12 protein-coding genes are annotated in these 16,710 nt (G+C 58.1%); 4 read left to right on the forward strand and 8 right to left on the reverse strand.

The genetic code is table 11. The features are described 5' to 3' along the window. The first annotated feature begins 65 nt into the window (after positions 1-65). Positions 66-2,150 (forward strand): S9 family peptidase, encoded by a 2,085-nt coding sequence (locus tag HDF10_RS19295; protein WP_183816372.1) that lies wholly within the window; start codon positions 66-68, stop codon positions 2,148-2,150. Here HDF10_RS19295 and HDF10_RS19300 read toward each other — a convergent pair. From HDF10_RS19300 to HDF10_RS19320, 5 genes are all read right to left on the reverse strand, one after another. After that, the gene (locus HDF10_RS19300) at positions 2,147-2,797 is read right to left on the reverse strand and encodes a class I SAM-dependent methyltransferase (RefSeq protein WP_311732829.1); all 651 of its coding nucleotides are present in this window, start codon (positions 2,795-2,797) and stop codon (positions 2,147-2,149) included. The two genes, HDF10_RS19295 and HDF10_RS19300, sit on opposite strands and share 4 nt — an antisense overlap. Before the next feature lie 71 nt (positions 2,798-2,868). Further along, positions 2,869-4,740 carry an ABC transporter ATP-binding protein gene (locus HDF10_RS19305; RefSeq protein WP_406706784.1) on the reverse strand — a complete coding sequence of 624 codons (1,872 nt, stop codon included), beginning with the start codon at positions 4,738-4,740 and terminating at the stop codon, positions 2,869-2,871. Positions 4,741-4,809: 69 nt separating this feature from the next. Then, complete coding sequence (locus HDF10_RS19310; RefSeq protein ID WP_183816376.1) at positions 4,810-5,187, reverse strand: TMEM14 family protein; 378 nt, start codon at positions 5,185-5,187, stop codon at positions 4,810-4,812. A gap of 153 nt (positions 5,188-5,340) precedes the next feature. Further along, a complete protein-coding gene (locus HDF10_RS19315) occupies positions 5,341-5,682 on the reverse strand; it encodes a hypothetical protein (RefSeq protein ID WP_183816377.1) in 342 nt (113 codons plus the stop codon). An 89-nt stretch (positions 5,683-5,771) separates the two neighbouring features. Further along, positions 5,772-6,662 (reverse strand): SCO family protein, encoded by an 891-nt coding sequence (locus HDF10_RS19320; RefSeq protein WP_183816379.1) that lies wholly within the window; start codon positions 6,660-6,662, stop codon positions 5,772-5,774. Positions 6,663-6,721: 59 nt separating this feature from the next. Here HDF10_RS19320 and HDF10_RS19325 point away from each other — a divergent pair, with 59 nt between their 5' ends. Genes HDF10_RS19325 through HDF10_RS19335 form a run of 3 tightly spaced genes read left to right on the forward strand, consistent with a single transcriptional unit; the run spans position 6,722 to position 14,291 of the window. Further along, positions 6,722-7,879 carry an MFS transporter gene (locus HDF10_RS19325; RefSeq protein ID WP_260178024.1) on the forward strand — a complete coding sequence of 386 codons (1,158 nt, stop codon included), beginning with the start codon at positions 6,722-6,724 and terminating at the stop codon, positions 7,877-7,879. 45 nt (positions 7,880-7,924) lie between these two features. After that, positions 7,925-10,663, forward strand: a complete 2,739-nt coding sequence (locus tag HDF10_RS19330) for a PD-(D/E)XK nuclease family protein (RefSeq protein ID WP_183816381.1) — start codon at positions 7,925-7,927, stop codon at positions 10,661-10,663. Between the two features lie 43 nt (positions 10,664-10,706). Beyond that, the gene (locus HDF10_RS19335; RefSeq protein WP_183816383.1) at positions 10,707-14,291 is read left to right on the forward strand and encodes a UvrD-helicase domain-containing protein; all 3,585 of its coding nucleotides are present in this window, start codon (positions 10,707-10,709) and stop codon (positions 14,289-14,291) included. Between the two features lie 86 nt (positions 14,292-14,377). Here HDF10_RS19335 and phoU read toward each other — a convergent pair whose 3' ends face one another. From phoU to pstA, 3 genes are read right to left on the reverse strand one after another with little or no spacing between them, the layout of a single operon-like run. Continuing rightward, the gene (gene phoU, locus HDF10_RS19340) at positions 14,378-15,040 is read right to left on the reverse strand and encodes a phosphate signaling complex protein PhoU (protein WP_183816385.1); all 663 of its coding nucleotides are present in this window, start codon (positions 15,038-15,040) and stop codon (positions 14,378-14,380) included. Further along, entirely contained in the window at positions 15,040-15,798 is a 759-nt protein-coding gene (pstB, locus tag HDF10_RS19345; protein ID WP_179637861.1) for a phosphate ABC transporter ATP-binding protein PstB, read from the reverse strand. Before pstB ends, phoU begins: the two co-directional genes overlap by 1 nt. Then, positions 15,798-16,709 (reverse strand): phosphate ABC transporter permease PstA, encoded by a 912-nt coding sequence (gene pstA / locus HDF10_RS19350; RefSeq protein WP_260178025.1) that lies wholly within the window; start codon positions 16,707-16,709, stop codon positions 15,798-15,800. The genes pstB and pstA overlap by 1 nt, the downstream gene beginning before the upstream one ends. Position 16,710: the final 1 nt, after the last annotated feature.

Consider the following 16,710-nt stretch of genomic DNA (forward strand, 5'->3'; position numbering starts at 1 on the left):
CCAACTTATGGTTGCCTCTTGATGCGCGAGGGACGCTGTATCCTGTCAATGGAGCATTCAAATTAATGACGCAAAGCATCATCCAGCCACCCCAGGCTCGCCAGGAACCTACGCCCACAACGCTGCATGGACAGACACTTGAAGATAACTACCGCTGGATGAGGGATAAGTCTTCGCCCGAGGTGCTGGCTCATCTTGAAGCGGAAAACGCTTATACGCTCTCCGTGATGGCGGGGACCTTAGGTCTGCAGAAAAAGCTGTACGACGAGATGCTGTCGCACATCAAAGAGACGGATGTGTCGGCTCCCTACCGAAATCGGGGCTGGTTCTACTATGTCCGTACGGTGGAGGGGAAGCAGTACCCGATTCACTGCCGACGATTGGCTTTGGGAGCAGCGTATGACGAGTCGCAACCGGAAGAGATTCTGCTGGATGTGAACCAACTCGCAGAGGGCCAGCCGTTTATGGCATTGGGCGCGTTGACGGTAAGTATGGATGATACGAAGCTTGCCTACTCCACCGATAACACGGGCTTTCGGCAGTACACGCTGCATATTCGCGATCTGAAGACGGGTCTGGACTTACCGGATACCGCAGAACGGGTGGGATCGATCGCCTGGGCTGCAGACTCGCACGCACTCTTCTACACCACTGAGGATGAGGTGACGAAGCGGCATGATCGTCTCTTCCGGCATCGTCTGGGCGACTCCTCAGAGAGCGATGTTTTGATCTACGAAGAGAAGGATGAACGCTTCAATCTGGGAGTGGGCAAAACTCGTGACAACGAGTACCTGCTGATGGAGGCGGGGAGCCATACAACCAGCGAGTGCCGCTTTCTCTCTGCGAAGACGCCTGAAGGCGAGTTTCGGATGATTGCGCCACGCGTCGATGAGCAGGAGTACGCGGTCGATCATCGCAAGGGCTTGTTCTACATTCGAACGAACGATGCGGGCAAAAACTTTCGTGTGGTTACGACCCGAGTGGAGACGCCAGAGCGAGATTTCTGGGAGGAGTTGATTCCGTTAGAAGTAGACGCCCCGCTTGAAGACTTCGATGTCTTCGATTCGTTTTGCGTTTGTTCGCGGCGCAGACTTGGTCTTCCTACCCTCACGGTGATCGAATTCGGCATGGCGAAGGGACTCGGCCGATCGCGAGAGATCGAATTTCCAGAGCCGGTTTATGCTGCCGCGACGAATATGAATCCGGAGTTTGCAACAGAGAAGCTTCGGTATAGCTATACGTCGCTGGTGTCGCCTGCTTCGGTGTACGAGTATGACGTGCGGTTGGGCACGTCGAAGCTTTTGAAGCAGCAGGAGGTTCCGGGGGGCTTCGATTCTGCTCGCTATGCTTCGGAGCGAGTCTGGGTCGAGGCTTCCGATGGGGTGAAGATTCCAGTGTCTGTTGTCTATCGACGCGACTCGTTTACTCGAAACTCGACTAATCCTGTCTATGTTTATGGGTATGGCTCGTATGGATATCCGCTTCCCATAGGGTTCAGTTCGTCGCGTTTGTCGCTGCTGGATCGTGGCGTGGTGATCGCTTATGCGCACATTCGTGGTGGTGGCGAGATGGGAGATTCGTGGCACGATGCCGGCAAGATGATGGTGAAACGCAACACGTTCAGCGACTTCATCTCGGTGACGGAACAGTTGGTCGCGAAGGGGTACGGGGCCAGGGATCGGGTTGCAATTGAGGGTGGTAGCGCGGGTGGGTTGCTGATGGGTGCGGTGGTCAATGAGCGGCCAGAGTTGTTTCGGGTGGTTCTGTCGCACGTTCCATTCGTGGACGTGATCAACACCATGCTCGACGCAAGTTTGCCGCTGACTGTGGCGGAGTATGAGGAGTGGGGGAATCCGAATGAGGCGGAGGCCTTCGAGTACATGCGGTCTTACTCACCGTATGACAACCTGAAGGCTGGAGAATACCCAGCAATGCTGGTGAAGACTAGTCTGAACGACTCCCAGGTGATGTATTGGGAGCCAGCAAAGTATGTGGCTAAGCTGCGTACGCTGAAGACGAACGATGCTCCGCTGCTGCTGCACATCAACATGGATGCCGGACACGGTGGCGCTTCGGGGCGATATGACTATCTGAAAGAGATTGCGTTCGACTATGCGTTCTTGTTGACCGAACTCGGAGCGGCGGACTAGGCTCCGTGTCGCTCGTTATGTCGATTGGAGCGCTTGCGCAGCACCCAGGTTGTCATGCAACGATAGTCCTGCACGATTGTTGTTTTCAGCTGGTCCACCATGACGGCATCCAACTGCTGCGTTAACTGCATCAGCATGGCCTGGTCGACCAGAAACCACGCCGATCCGTCGTTGATGCGGTAGATGTGGGGTCGCACTTGTTCGAAGTCCATGCCGATGCGTGAACCCAGGCGGCAGAAGAGCAACCCTCCCGGGCGCAGAACTCGCCATAGCTCTTCGATCATCGCGAGGAAATGAGATTCGTCCGACGCGAAGTGTAGCACCGAGCTACAGATCACCACGTCTGCGAAGTTATCCGGCAGGTTTATTTGTTCGAGTTTTCCCACCTGAAAGTTGCTTGCCGGCAGGGATGGGGCTAGTTCTGCTGCAAGCGCTCGGACGTGCGCTACTCCCTCGGGGTTTGCGTCTATCGCGAAGATCTCGCAACCCTCTCGTAGAAGATGCACGAGATTTCTACCGTAGCCGCAGCCAGCGTCGAGGACGCGCATATCGGAAGTGATGTTGCCTCGCAGAATCTGGTCGAAGACGTAGATATCAATCTGGCCGAACTGCTCCTGCACGTTCATTGCGACTTTTGCGGCTTCCACTTTTTCTCCGGTCGTCGGGATCTTGAGTTGTTCGTGTTTGGGAGGGCCAGGCGTCTATTTACGCGATAGCACTAGGACTGTGCCGAAACGGACTCTTCGATCTCGTCGCCTTCTCCGGGTGCGAGAAAGAGATTTGTTTCGAGGCCGTGCTGGCGGGTGTAGAGATCGTAGTAGCGGCCTTGCAGTTTGTAGAGCGAGTCGTGGGTGCCGCGTTCGACGATCCTTCCCTGCTCGATGACGAGGATCTGATCGGCGCGGCGGATGGTGGATAGGCGGTGCGCGATGACGAAGGTAGTGCGGCCTTGCATGAGGAAGTTGAGACCGCTCTGAATGAGGGCCTCGGACTCTGAGTCGAGCGAACTGGTGGCTTCGTCGAGGATGAGGATGCGCGGATCGGCAAGGATGGCGCGGGCGATGGAGATACGCTGGCGCTGGCCGCCGGAGAGCTTGACGCCGCGTTCGCCGACGATGGTGTCGTACTGCTCGGGAAAGCGCTCGGCGAACTCGTCGACTCGGGCGATGCGACTGGCCTCCATCAGTTGCTCTTCGGTGGCCTGTGGGCGGCTGAAGAGGATGTTCTCGCGGATGGTACCGTCGAAGAGGAAGGTCTCTTGCAGGACGACTCCCAGCTGCTGGCGGTAGCTGCTGAGGCGGATGGTCGCGAGATCGATGCCGTCGATGAGAACCTGGCCGCCGACGGCGTTGTGAAAGCAGCAGATGAGCGAGATGATAGTGGACTTGCCGGAGCCTGAAGAACCCACGAGTGCGGTGACGGTTCCGGGTTTGGCTTCGAAGCTGATGCCGTGGAGGACTGGTTTGTTGGTTTCGTAGGCGAAGGTTACGTCTTGAAAGGCCACGTCGCCGTGGATGGGATTGATGACGACGGTGCGGCTCGGCTCGCTGTCTTCTTCGCGTTCGTTCAGAATCTCGGTGGTACGGTCGAGGCCTGCGAGGGCTTCGGTAAGCTGGGTGCCGATGGAGACGAGTTGAACGATGGGCGCCACCATGAAGGCGAGCAGCATGGTGTACTCCACGTAACCGCCGACATCGAGGCGGTGGGCTGCGATCTCTTTCGCGCCGAGGTACATGATGAGACCGCCGACAACTCCCAGCACCATCGTGGAGGAGAGGGTCATCAGCGATTGGGCGGTGATGGAGCTGATTACATTCTTGAGGAGCCGTTCGACGCCGCGGGCAAAGACACGGGCCTCGCTCTCTTCGGCGTGGTAGCCCTTGACGACGCGCACGCCGCCAAGCGATTCGGTGAGACGGCCAGTGACCTCGGCGTTAATTTTTGAGCGCTCGCGGAAGATGGGGCGGATGGTCTTGAAGGCCTTCTGCAGAATGAGGCCAAAGACGAGCAGGATGCAGACGGTGAGGAGGGTCATGCGTCCGCTGATGCGGATGAGGATGCAGAAGGCGATGATTGCGGTGAGAATTCCGCCGACGAATTCGAGTAAGCCTGTGCCGACCAGATTGCGGACGCCTTCGACGTCAGTCATGATGCGGGCGACTAAGGTGCCGGTTCGGTTCTCGTCGTAAAAAGCTACAGGCAGGCGGCCGATGTGTTGTTGAACACGGGTACGAAGCTCTGAGATGAGCCGTTGGCCGGCTGTGGAGAGGAGTTGGGTGAGGGTGTAGGAGGTAACTCCTTGCAGGAAGGTGGCTGTGGCGACGGTTCCGATGATCCACGGCAGCAGGTTTAGCTCATGCTTGTACATCACGTTGTTGATGAGATAGCGCGAGGAGACCGGCAGAGCGAAGCTGCACAGACGGTTGATGATCATCAGCAGGAAACTGCCTGCGAGCAGCCACCGGCGCGGCTTGACCAGCTTCCAAACCTCTGGCATTACCTTGGTGAGTTTGGGCTTGGGACGCGAGGCTGTGAGGTCGGCCGCTGTGGCTCTGCCGGTGCCGCGAGAGGGACGGTCTGCGGCTTTCATACCGCCGCCAAAACTGGATGGGCCGAAGGAGGAGGACATAGCTGATCTGAGTTTACGCTGGAGGCGCTGTCAGGCGAGGCGAGCACGGCGGGCTGAGATGAAAGAACGGACACAGAAGAGCACGTAGATCAGGCAGAACAGACAGAGCGCGCCCTTCTCTTCGACGGCGATGGGGTGAGGGAATGTGGCGCCACGGGAGAGCTTGAGCGTGTCGATCGCGGAGGGAATCATTCCCAGAAAGACCAGCAATGCTACGGTGACGGAGATGTGCATCCAGAGCATGCGCTTTTTGGAGTCGTCAGTATTCGCCATGACGCCAAAGAGGACAAAGAAGAGGCCAATGCCGCTCGGGATCAGAGCCGTTGGGTGAGCGCTGCCCGTAGTGACATATCCGGTGATACCGAGCAAGATGAGCAGAATGCCAAAGGCGATAGTGAGCTTTGCCATGAGATGAACTCCTTGATTGAACCACTATCAGGATACTTGAATGGCAGGTCTAACCATCTGGCAGAGGCTCGTAGAAGCGTTTGACAACAAAATACCCAGCTCGAAAGCTGGGTATTTTTGCGGGCTGTGTATCGTGCGAAGACCAGACTTCGGTTATCTTGGGCCGTTCATCAGATGAGCGATTGCAGCATCATACCCGCGACGGAAGCCCTCGCGATAGTCGCCTCTTGCACTTGCGGGCACATGAGGATGACGGTACTCGTCGCGATTGTTTACGTCGGGGCGACGATGATTGTCAACGTCCTTACGCGCTCCCTCGATGCCGTCATGGTAACCCTGACGCTGAATGTCGCGGAACTCCTGCGGTGGGGCGTCCCAGCCACCGGGCCCCTGTCCGAAACCCTGAGGTAACGGCGTGTATGGCTGACCGAACACGAAACCGGGAGCAGCAAGTGCGATAGCAAGTGCTGGGATAGCGAGTCTATTAATCTTCATTTGATCCTACCTCCGTGCGTCTTCTGCACAGGTAATCAGATGAGAGGTCTTGATTCCTCGTTGTCTGAAGGCAGGTTGTTGTCTGGAGGTCAGGCTGCACGCTTTTTGATTGCAGCTAATACATCTTCCGGCTTCCACTCGTTGGTGGGGTACCAGTCGATGATCTTGCCATCTTTGCCGATGAGGACCGTCGATAGAGAGTGAGTGAGAGATTTGCTGTCGCCGGGGGTGACGCCTACGTTGAAAAACTGTGTCATCGCAGGCAACTCTTTTTCCGGAGGCGCTGCGAAGTCCCAATGAAGAAACTTTTCGTTGGTGTAGTTGCCGGTGTACGCGCCCCCGTAGCTGCGAAGAACTTTTGGCGTGTCGTAGGCTGGGTCGAAGCTGACGCTGATGAGATGGGTCTGCTTGTAGAGGGCTGGGTCGGCGGCAAGCGCTTTGTCGATGTCGGCGAAGTTGTGGCTCATGCGGGGGCAGAAATCTGCGAGCTGACAACGGGTGTAGATGAAGGTCATCAGCACGACCTTGCCCTTGAACTGGTCGAGATGAATCGTGCGGTCGCTCTGGTTGAGGAGTTTAAAGTCGGGCACGGGATCGCCTATGGTGGGAACGTGATAGGCGATGGGAGGTTTGTAGTCGGGGCGGGCCTGGGCGATGACGACGATATCTTTGAGACGAACATTTTCGAAGTTGTCGCCCTGCTTGTCGGCGAGGACCTTGGCGGTGATGCGGTCGCCGGGGTGGAGTTCGCTGACGACGCTGGGATCGGCGAGCTTGTAGTCCATGGTCATCGCCTCCATGAAGCCGGGAACCTGCTCGCCATCGAGCGTGACGTGTGTGGCATCGGTGGAGACGACCTGGCCGCGAATGGTGAAAGTACTTGCGGCAGAAGCTGGCTTGGATGGGGTGGATGATGCGTTCTGGTGACAGCCAGCGAGAAGAACAAGAAAGGCGAGGAGAAATAAAGGCTTGCGGGACACGGGCAGACTCCTGAGTCAATGATAATGGCTGAACGGTGAGATTACGCAGGGGGCGATTGATGGAGCGAAGTAAGAAGGAGGCGCCTTCTCCGGGGCTGATGCACTTTGGGCTGATGCTGGCCGGGCTGGGAACCGCATTGCTGGGGCCGATTCTTCCTTTGCTAGCGAAGCAGTGGGAGATGGTGGACTCGCAGAGCGGGCTTCTGATGATGGCGAAGTTCTGCGGTGCGTTTCTTGGTGGAGTGACGGTTTCGCAAAGGCTGAGGTGGAGTCTGCTGGTGGGCCTGGCAGCAGGCGCGGTAGGGTTCGGTGGCTTTGCGCTGTCTCCGTCGATGGGGCTGGGGTGCATCGGTTTGTTTGTGGGGGGATTTGGGCTGGGGCAGATCATTACTTCGATCAACATTCTGGCTGGCCGCAAGTTCACGGCGCATCGGGGCTCTGCTCTGTCACTGTTGAATTTTTCTTTCAGCCTGGGAGCCATGTTGTCTGCGCTACTGGCGGCATGGCTGTTGCCGCACTTTGCCTTGAAGGGAGTGCTTGAAGTATTCGCTGGTCTGTTTGTGGTTGGGCTGTTGGTGCTGTGGATGCAGATGCGTGGAGATGTTTCGGGAGCTGAAAGCTTCGACGCTACACCGCTACAAACCGGGCCGCAGACGGGATTGAGCGGGCGCGTCTATCTGTACTTCGCTGGATTGCTTGTGCTCTACGGTGGGTTGGAGACGTGCTTGAGCGGGTGGCTGACGACGTTCGCACTGCGCTATGGGGATAAGACACTGGCGGTGAGCGAGTATACGACGCTGCTGCTTTGGATGGCGCTGACCTTCGGGCGGCTGGGCGCTTCGGCAGTGATGCTGCACGTGGGAGAGAAGACGGCGCAGCAATGGACTCTTGCACTGGCGGCCGGATTCACGGCGGCCCTGGCGATGGCGCATTCTGCGGGGACGATTGCGATCTTTGCTGTGCTTCTCGGGCTTAGTCTTGCGCCATTCTTTCCGGCTACCTTTGCGCTACTGATGGCGGAGCGGCCGACGGCGCGGCAGGCGGGGATCGTGGTCGCGGTTTCGGGGCTGGGGGCGGCGGCTTTGCCGTGGATGATGGGAGTAATTTCTACACGGACTGGATCACTGCAACTGGCGCTTGCCCTGCCCTTTGCGGCCGCTCTGGGACTTCTCGCGATGAGTTTGTTTGCACCTCGGGCGTTGGCTGTTGCGGAGTGATTTCGGAGTCTGCTTTTCCTGCGACGTTGGGCGTATAACCAAAGGATGGATGGTCGTGGGCTGCTGCCGGGTGGGATTGCTGAGGCGTTGGAGCAGGGTTCAGTCGTTGTAACGGGTAACCAGCGAGCAGCACGGGCGATTCGACGCGGGTGGGATCGGCGTAACCGCGCTTTGGGTCTGGCAAGCTGGTCGCCTGCGACTGTGACGTCATGGGATGCATGGCTTGCGAAGATGTGGCAGCGGTTGTTGGTGGAGGGCCACGTCACCGCGATGATGTTGAATCATTCGCAGGAGCAGGTGGTTTGGCGAACCATTCTTGAGGCCGACGATGAACTAGCTAGTTTGCGGAGTGTGGACACGCTGGCGGCTATGGCGGCGGACGCGTGGCGGCTGGTATGCAGCTACGATGGGCGATTGAACCTGCAGGCAGCGATTGGCAACTCGGATACACGATCGTTTCAACGATGGGCGCGCACCTTTGAACGGCTTTGCGAGGCTGAGGGATTTGTCGCACAGGCCCAACTGGAGGACACGCTTCGCAAAGAAGTCGAAAGGGAGGCTGCGAGAAGCGTGTTCATCGGACTCCTAGCGGACAGGGTCGTGCTGGTGGGATTCGATCAGATGACCCCGTCACAAAGCCGATTGGTAGAGGCGTTGCATTCGACGGGAATACAAGTGGAAGAGCTACGACTGAATCTTCCTGCGCAGCGACGGTTGCTGGTGGAAGCGGCCGATGGCCAGGAGGAACTGTTTCTCGCGGCGCGCTGGGTGCGGAGATTTCTCGAAGAGAACACGGGGGCAACCATCGCTGTGATCGCGCCCGCGCTTGAGACGGAGCGCAGAGAGATTGACCAAGTGTTTCGTGAGGTGCTGGCTCCTGAGCTTGAAGACATCCACGCGGACGATCACGTTGGCCCTTATGAGTTTTCGCTTGGTTCGACGTTGAGTGAGACTCATCTGGTTGCTGTCGCCTTCGATCTACTGCGATGGTCAAACGAGCCGTTGCCTCTGGAGAGGGTGAGTGCGTTGCTGCTGTCGCCTTACTTCGCGATGAGCAGTGGAGAGCGGAGCGCGCGTGCGGAGTTCGATGCCTTTGAACTGCGTAAGGCGCGGATGCTGCGGCCGGAGATCTCGCTGCTTGGACTGATCGAGATGATGGATGGATCAAAACGGAGGGCGAAGTTTCCGCAAGTGCTCGGTACATTGCGCGCGATGCAGCGGGTTGCGGGCCGATTGCAGGGGCTCGATGAACGCTCTCATGCAGAGTGGGCGGAGAAGATGCGGGAGTTCCTGATGACGGCGGCGTGGGGCACAGGGGGCGGGGACTCTACTGTCGAATTTCAGACGCAGCGGAAGTGGGAGAGTGCTCTGGATGAAGTCGCGATGCTGGACTTCGAGGGCGTAGCTGTCGACTATGCGCAAGCCTTGGAAGCACTCGAAAGAGTTGCGCGCCTGACTATGTTTGCGCCTGAGTCGCGAGAAGCGCCCGTGCAGGTGATGGGTCCGCTGGAGGCTGCTGGAAGCACGTTTGATGCGGTGTGGTTCTTGCGCGCGGGCGAGCTCGACTGGCCAATGTCAGCTGTCGGCAGTTCCCTGCTGCCCTGGCATCTACAACGTGAATTGGAGATGCCGGGAACAGATCCGACGCTCGACAGTGAACGCGCGCAGAAGATCACGGAACGGATTACGGCAAGTGCGGGCAGCATTGTATTCAGCTATGCGAAGGAATCTTCGGAGGGAACCCAGAGGCCTTCGCCATTGTTGACCGGGCTCGGCCTGGAGACGGTTAAGGCTGCTGAGTTTGTGGAGTCTGAATCACAGCGGACCCTCGTTGAGTTGGAAGATATTGCGGATGCTGCTCAGGTTCAGGCGCCACCAGACAGAGTGATTCGCGGTGGCGCAAAAGTTTTGGAGCTGCAGGCAGCGTGTGGTTTTCGTGCGTTTGCAGAGAAGCGATTGTGGGCGACGGAGCTTGAGTCGATTGAGCCTGGCATGGATGCGCGAGAGAGCGGTACGGCGCTGCACAAGGCGCTCGAGATTTTTTGGGACGAGGTGAAGACGCAGTACAATCTACGTTCGATGACCATGGAGGAACGGGATGAGGCACTAATCTGGTGTGTCGCCAGGGCGTTGAAGCAGACATTAGAAGCGAGTGCGACCGACTGGGATAAGGCTTATGTAGAGGTGCAGAGCGAGAGGTTGCGCAGACTTCTGTCCGGATGGCTTGAGCTGGAACTGGAGCGAAGACTGCCGTTTGAGGTGAAGCTCAGTGAGAAAGAATTTAACGATGTCCGCGTTGGGCCGCTGCGTTTGAGTGTACGCATGGACCGGGTCGACGTTGTGGAAGGCGGGGAGGTGCTGATCGACTACAAGACTGGCTCGGCTTCGGCGAATGATTGGCTAACGCAGAGGCCCAACGCTCCTCAGCTTCCGCTGTATGCGATTCTCTCTCAAGCAGACCAGCTGCAGGGTATCGCATTTGGCCTCGTCAAGGCTGGTAAAGATCGTGGTCTACAGGGGTACGCTGCGAGTGATGGAGTGCTGCCCAAGCCAACCAGACTGAAAGAAGCTGCAACACTTGAAGCGCAGGTGGAGCGATGGAGAGAGGTGCTGGTGGGGCTGGCTGAGGAGTTTTATTCAGGCGATGCGCGTGTGAGTCCAAAGACATTTCCGGGGACCTGCGCTCACTGCGGACAGAGGATCTTTTGCCGGCTTGACGTGTCGTTGCTTGAGGAGGAGGACGAGCAGGAGGACGGCTCTGTGGCGGAGGTGAGCCGTGGCTGATCTTTTTGTCGTGCCAAGGAGCGACAACCTTCCAGATCTTCCAATGGGTACGAGCTGTACAAGGCCACCGGATTGGCAGGAGCGAGAGCGAGCGCTTGATATTCGACGGTCGTGGATCGTTGAGGCGCCGGCGGGGTCTGGCAAGACCGGTCTGCTGATACAACGCTACCTGAAGCTGCTGGCCGATGAGAGCGTCGAAGATCCTAGCCAGGTTCTCGCCATCACATTCACCGTAAAGGCGACGGCGGAGATGCGGGAGCGTGTCATTAATCAACTGGAAAGCGCTGCCCGGAGCGAGCCACTGAAGAACGACTCCGACTTTGATCGTGTGACACGTGTGTTGGCGGAGATGGTGCTCCGTCGCGACGCTTTATTGGGATGGGAGTTGCTGCAACATCCGCGCAGACTGAATATTCGCACGATCGATTCGGTTTGCGGTGAGGTGGCGCGATTGTTGCCGGTTCTCTCGGGCGCTGGAGGGCGACAGATCCCGGTTGAAGATGCGACGTTGATGTATCGCGAAGCGGCACGAGAGACCTTAATGCAACTCGGTGGAGCCGATGTTGAGCTGGACACTGCCCTGCGCACCGTTTTGTTGCATCGGGATGGCAGTCTTCGCGATTGCGAGCGTCTGTTGATGGAGATGCTGCCGCTGCGCAACCAGTGGGGAGAGCTGGTTCCGCTGGGGACGCAGCAGCTGGATGATGCTTTTCTGGATGAAACGGTATTGCCTAAGCTTGAGCTGGCGCTGGAGCAGGCGGTCTGTGTAGGACTAACGCTATTGTCGCTCAGCGTTCCGGCGGATATTTTGCAGGAACTGACATCGCTTGCGGGTGAGATGGGGCACGCGGAAGGTTATCGAGGAAGTCCTTCTCCGATTGCTATGTGCGCCGGGCTGCACCAAACGCCGCAGGAGACCTCTGAAGACCTCGAACGCTGGCGGGGCTTGATTCATCTGCTCACGACGCAGGAGTCGAAGTGGAGGGCCACCGCAGCAAGGAATCATCTCGGCTTCGAAATTGAAAGACATCACGCCGAGCGGTTGAAGCTTCTGGTGCAACAGCTGCGGGATCGCGACGATGTGCTGGAGGCAATCAAGAGAGTGAGGAGCCTGCCGCCTGTTCAGTATCCGCAGGAGCAGTGGGTCGTGGCAAAGGCGTTGTTTCGAGTTTTGAACAGGGCGCTGGCTGAGTTGCAGCTGGTGTTTGCGCGGCGTGAAGAGTGCGATTTTGCCGAACTTGGACTGCTGGCGCGGGTTGTATTGCAGCGGGAGGGTGCCGTCGCCGATTTGAACAAGGCGTTGGGAATGAGTCTTCAGCACCTTCTTGTCGATGAGATGCAGGACACGTCCTCGGGCCAATACGAACTGATTCAACTGCTCACACAGAGATGGGACGGGCATGGTCAGACAGTATTTCTCGTCGGCGATCCGAAGCAGTCGATTTACCTGTTCCGGCAGGCGCGGGTGGAGCGATTTGTGAAGACGATGCAGACGGAGTTTCTGGGGGACCTTCCCGTTGGCAGACTACAGTTGACGGCAAACTTCCGTTCGCAGAGAACTCTTGTTGAAGCGTTCAACGATGATTTCTCGCTGCTGTTTCCTCGGAAGATCAGTGCCACAAACCCCGAGGATGTGCCGTATGTCGAGGCACGGGCTGTACGGGGACCTTCGCGAAGTGGCTCGATGAATCTTGTGTGGCATGCGCGTGTTCTGGCTTCGGAGACTTCGGCCGAAGCGACAAAGAGAGCGAAGCGGCGACAGGCCAGGTTGGAGGCTGAAAAGGTGCGGGCCATCGTCGAGCATTGGCGCGACAGACCGTTGCCTCAGGGGCGGAGCGAGCCATGGAAGGTGGCTGTGCTGGTGCGGAGCCGCAATCTGCTGACCGAGATCGTGACGGAGCTGAAGGATGAGCTGAAGGGTGCGATCCCGTTTCGTGCAGTGGATATAGAGGCACTGGGCCAGAGGCAGGAGGTTCTCGATCTCTTTGCACTGACCAGAGCACTGATGCACCCGGCTGATCGCGTGGCGTGGCTCGCGGTACTGCGTGCTCCGTGGTGCGGCCTTGGGCGTGGCGATCTTCATTTGCTGGCGGGTGGGGATGATCCCGACTGGGCAGAGAGATGCATGGGAGATGTGATCGCAGAGAGGCTGGACCTGCTGGAGGAAGAGATTCGCGCAAGGGTGATGCGGGTGTGGCCTGTGTTGCAGGCGGCAGAGGAGAAACGGTCGGGCTTGAGCGTGGCCCAATGGGTTGAGAGGACCTGGCGGACGTTAGGCGGTGACGCGTATTTAAAGCCGGGAGAACTGGCCAATGCACGAAGGTATTTGCAGCTTTTAGATGAGATGGAAGAGTACATCGGGGGGATTGATGTGAGTTTGTTGAAACGTCAACTCGATAAGTTGTTTGCCCAACCGGCGGCGAGAGGTTGGGCGGTCGATTTGATGACCATCCATAAGTCGAAGGGTCTGGAGTGGGATGTCGTGATAGTACCGGGACTTCAGAAGAAGGATCCTGCGGATCGTGAAAGATTGTTGACGTGGAGCGAGATCGATTCCGACGACACAGAAGCCGCGCACATCATGCTTGCGCCGATCGCGGGCCGCGGCGAGGGTTCCAGGGCGCTGAATCTCTGGTTGAGGGGTATTGATAAAGCAAAGAAGGCCGCGGAGAGAAAGCGTCTCTTCTATGTTGCGTGCACGCGAGCGCGGGAGGAGCTGCATCTGTTTGCATCGCCCGAAGCAACGGCGAGGGGAGAAGTCATACGACCGTATGGGAGTCTGCTGGCTACTGCGTGGCCCGCGGCGGAGCGACACTTTACGAGGGGTGCGCCGGCTTCGGAGAGGCTCGTTCAGATGCCAATGATGTTTCCCAAGTCCGAGGAAGAAGAGGGCTTCGTCGGCACGATTGCGGCAGGCGCCGACGAAGCGGCACGACCAGCGATGCTTCAGCGCCTTCCAATGGAGTTCAGGCTGGAATCACGATTCTCAGCAAGCCGTAAGCTCTCCTACGGTGAGGATGCGATTGCACCAGGACCTGCACACTTCGAAAGACCTGAAGGTTCCTTCGAGGCTCGTGCCTTTGGCATCGCCGTCCATGCTTTTTTAGAGATGCTGGCGACGAAGCTGGCAGATGGTACGAGGGTTGAGGCCGTGCTGCACGAAGTGGCGGGATGGACGCCCAGAATTGCATCAGTGCTGCGGGGAGATGGACTACATCTGGCCGTCGTTGAGCGGCTTGTCCCACGGGTGAAGACTGCGCTCACCAACATGCTGCAGGACAATGAAGGACGATGGGTGTTGAGCCAGCACAAGCAAGCGTCGAACGAACTCTCACTGAACTCGTGGAATGATGCGCGCAGCAGTGTGAGACTAGATCGGGTGTTTTATAGCGGAGCCCAACCGATGGAGACCGGGGCTGATTATCTTTGGATCATCGACTACAAAACTGCAACCCACGGGCGTGAAGGGCTCACCGGGTTTCTTGCCGAAGAGCGGATTAAGTACGCGGAGCAGATGAAAGTGTATGCCCGGATGATGAGGGGCCGCGTAGAGAGCGGAAGACTGCGGGTTGGTTTGTACTACCCGATGTTGCCAAAGCTCGTCTGGTGGGAACCTGAGACAGACTGACAGGCCGTTTCGGGGAGTAGAGATGCTGCTCGGAGGCAGAAGGCTCTTTGAGATCAACTGCAGGTGTGGTGTCCCGCCGCTAAAACTCAGATTACCGAACTGTTGTGACGAACGTCGGCGCCGCGAACCCAGAAGATGACATCTTCTGCGATATTCGTGGCGTGATCGCCGACGCGCTCCAGGTTACGGGCGATGATCAGGGCGTTGAGTGACTGCGGGGTCAACTCAGGCTTCTCCTTGATGAGCGTGCTGAGTGCATAAAAGGCTGCATCGTTCATCTCGTCAACTTGATCGTCGAGTCGGAGAACCGATTCGGCCAGTTCGGCATCGCCTTCGATAAAGGCCTGGAGGGATTTGCGAACCATGGCGGAGGAGAGGGAGGCGAGCTTAGGAATGTCGACGGGGAGATCGATGTTGGCGAAGGCTCCCATCTCTCGTACTCGCACGGCGATGTTGACCGCCTGGTCGCCTACGCGTTCGAGATCGGCGTTGATCCTGATCACTGAGAGGATGAAGCGAAGGTCGATGGCCATTGGCTGTTCCATGGCCAGAAGGTCGAGCGCCATCTGATCGATCTCGCGTTCGAGGCGGTTGATGGAAGGCTCGGCTCGGAAGACAAGCTCGCAGATGGAAAGATCGCGCGTGCGATAGGCCTCGATGGAACGCTGAATCGCCTGCTCCGCCATGCCCGCCATGACGAGCAGCTTTTCTTTCAAGTCGTCGAGACTCTGATGAAATTTGACGCGCATCAGCCGAATCTCCCGGTGATGTAGTCTTCCGTTCGCTTGTCGCGTGGATTAGTGAAGATCTTATGGGTCGAGTCGAACTCTACCATCTTACCGTTGAGGAAGAAGCCGGTGTTCTCCGCAACGCGGGCGGCTTGCTGCATATTGTGCGTCACGATGACGATGGTGTACTGGCTCTTGAGCTGAAAGATGAGGTCTTCGATCTTGGAGGTTGAGACGGGGTCCAGCGCGGAGGCGGGCTCGTCCATCAGGAGAACCTCGGGATCGACGGCGAGCGCGCGGGCGATGCACATGCGCTGTTGCTGGCCACCCGAAAGCGAAGCTCCTGATTTCTTCTTGAGGTCGTCTTTAACCTCCTCCCAGAGCGCGGCCTGCTTGAGTGAACGCTCGACCGTCTCATCGAGGATGCGGCGGTTGCGGAAGCCATTGAGCTTGAGTCCGCTGACGACGTTGTCGTAGATGGACATCGTAGGGAAGGGGTTTGGGCGCTGGAAGACCATTCCGACGCGGCGGCGAATCTCAACCGGTGAGGCGTCGTTGTAGATGTCGATGTCGCCCATTTTGACGATACCGGTGGCGCGGGCGATGGGGTTGGTCTCGTGCATGCGGTTGAGGCAACGGACAAAGGTGGATTTGCCGCAGCCTGAAGGACCGATGAGCGCGGTGGCGTGGTTCGCCGGGATGTGCAGGTTGATGTCCTGCAGGGTGTGGGTTGTTCCATACCACGCGTTCAAATCCTCAACTAAAATGCCGACTCCCACTAGCTTCCTCCCTTGAGTACGCCGCGGTTGGCAAAGATGCGGACGAGCGTGACCGAGACCATGATTAAGACGATAAGAACGAGCGAGCCGGCCCACGCCAGACGATGCCACTCGTCATACGGCGAGATGGCGTAGACGTAGATCTGCAGCGGCAGGGCGGCGATAGGTTCGCTCAGTTTGAAGCTCCAGAATTGATTTCCGAAGGCGGTGAAGAGCAGCGGAGCGGTCTCTCCGGCAACGCGGGCAAATGCCAGCATGCAACCGGTGATGATGCCGGGCGAGGCCGTGCGCAGGCTGACCGAGATCGCTGTCCTCCATTTGGGGACGCCGAGGCCAAGAGCTGCCTCGCGAATAGCATGAGGAACCGTGGCCAGCATCTCTTCGGTGGTGCGTGTGATGGTTGGGACCATCATGATGGCGAGAGCTACTCCGCCAGCGAGAGCGGAGAAGTGTTTTTGCTGGACGACGATCAGCGAATAGATCGAGATGCCCATGACGATCGATGGAACGCCATTGAGCACGTCGGCGGTGAAGCGGACTGCGGTGGCGAGGGTCTTGCCGCGACCAAACTCCGCCAGATAGACACCCGCCGCGATGCCGATCGGGATTCCCATCAGGCTCGCGAGAAAGAGGACGATGCCCGAACCAACGATGGAGTTCGCCATACCTCCGCCTACCTCACCCACAGGGGCGGGAATGTGGGTAAAGAAGGCAAGATTCAGAGAACTGGCACCCTTATAGATGAGGTAGAAGAGGATTGCGACCAGCGGAAGGATCACCAGGACGGTCGCGAGGATGCAAAGACCGCTGACGAAGTAGTTCGTGGCGGAGCGCCGTGCCGTATTCCTGCGCATGGACCCGGATTCGAAGTCCATGGGGCGGGGCTGGTTGCTCAGGGGTTGAGTGCTCATG

Source organism: Tunturiibacter empetritectus (assembly GCF_014201375.1).
Lineage (GTDB): Bacteria > Acidobacteriota > Terriglobia > Terriglobales > Acidobacteriaceae > Edaphobacter > Edaphobacter lichenicola_D.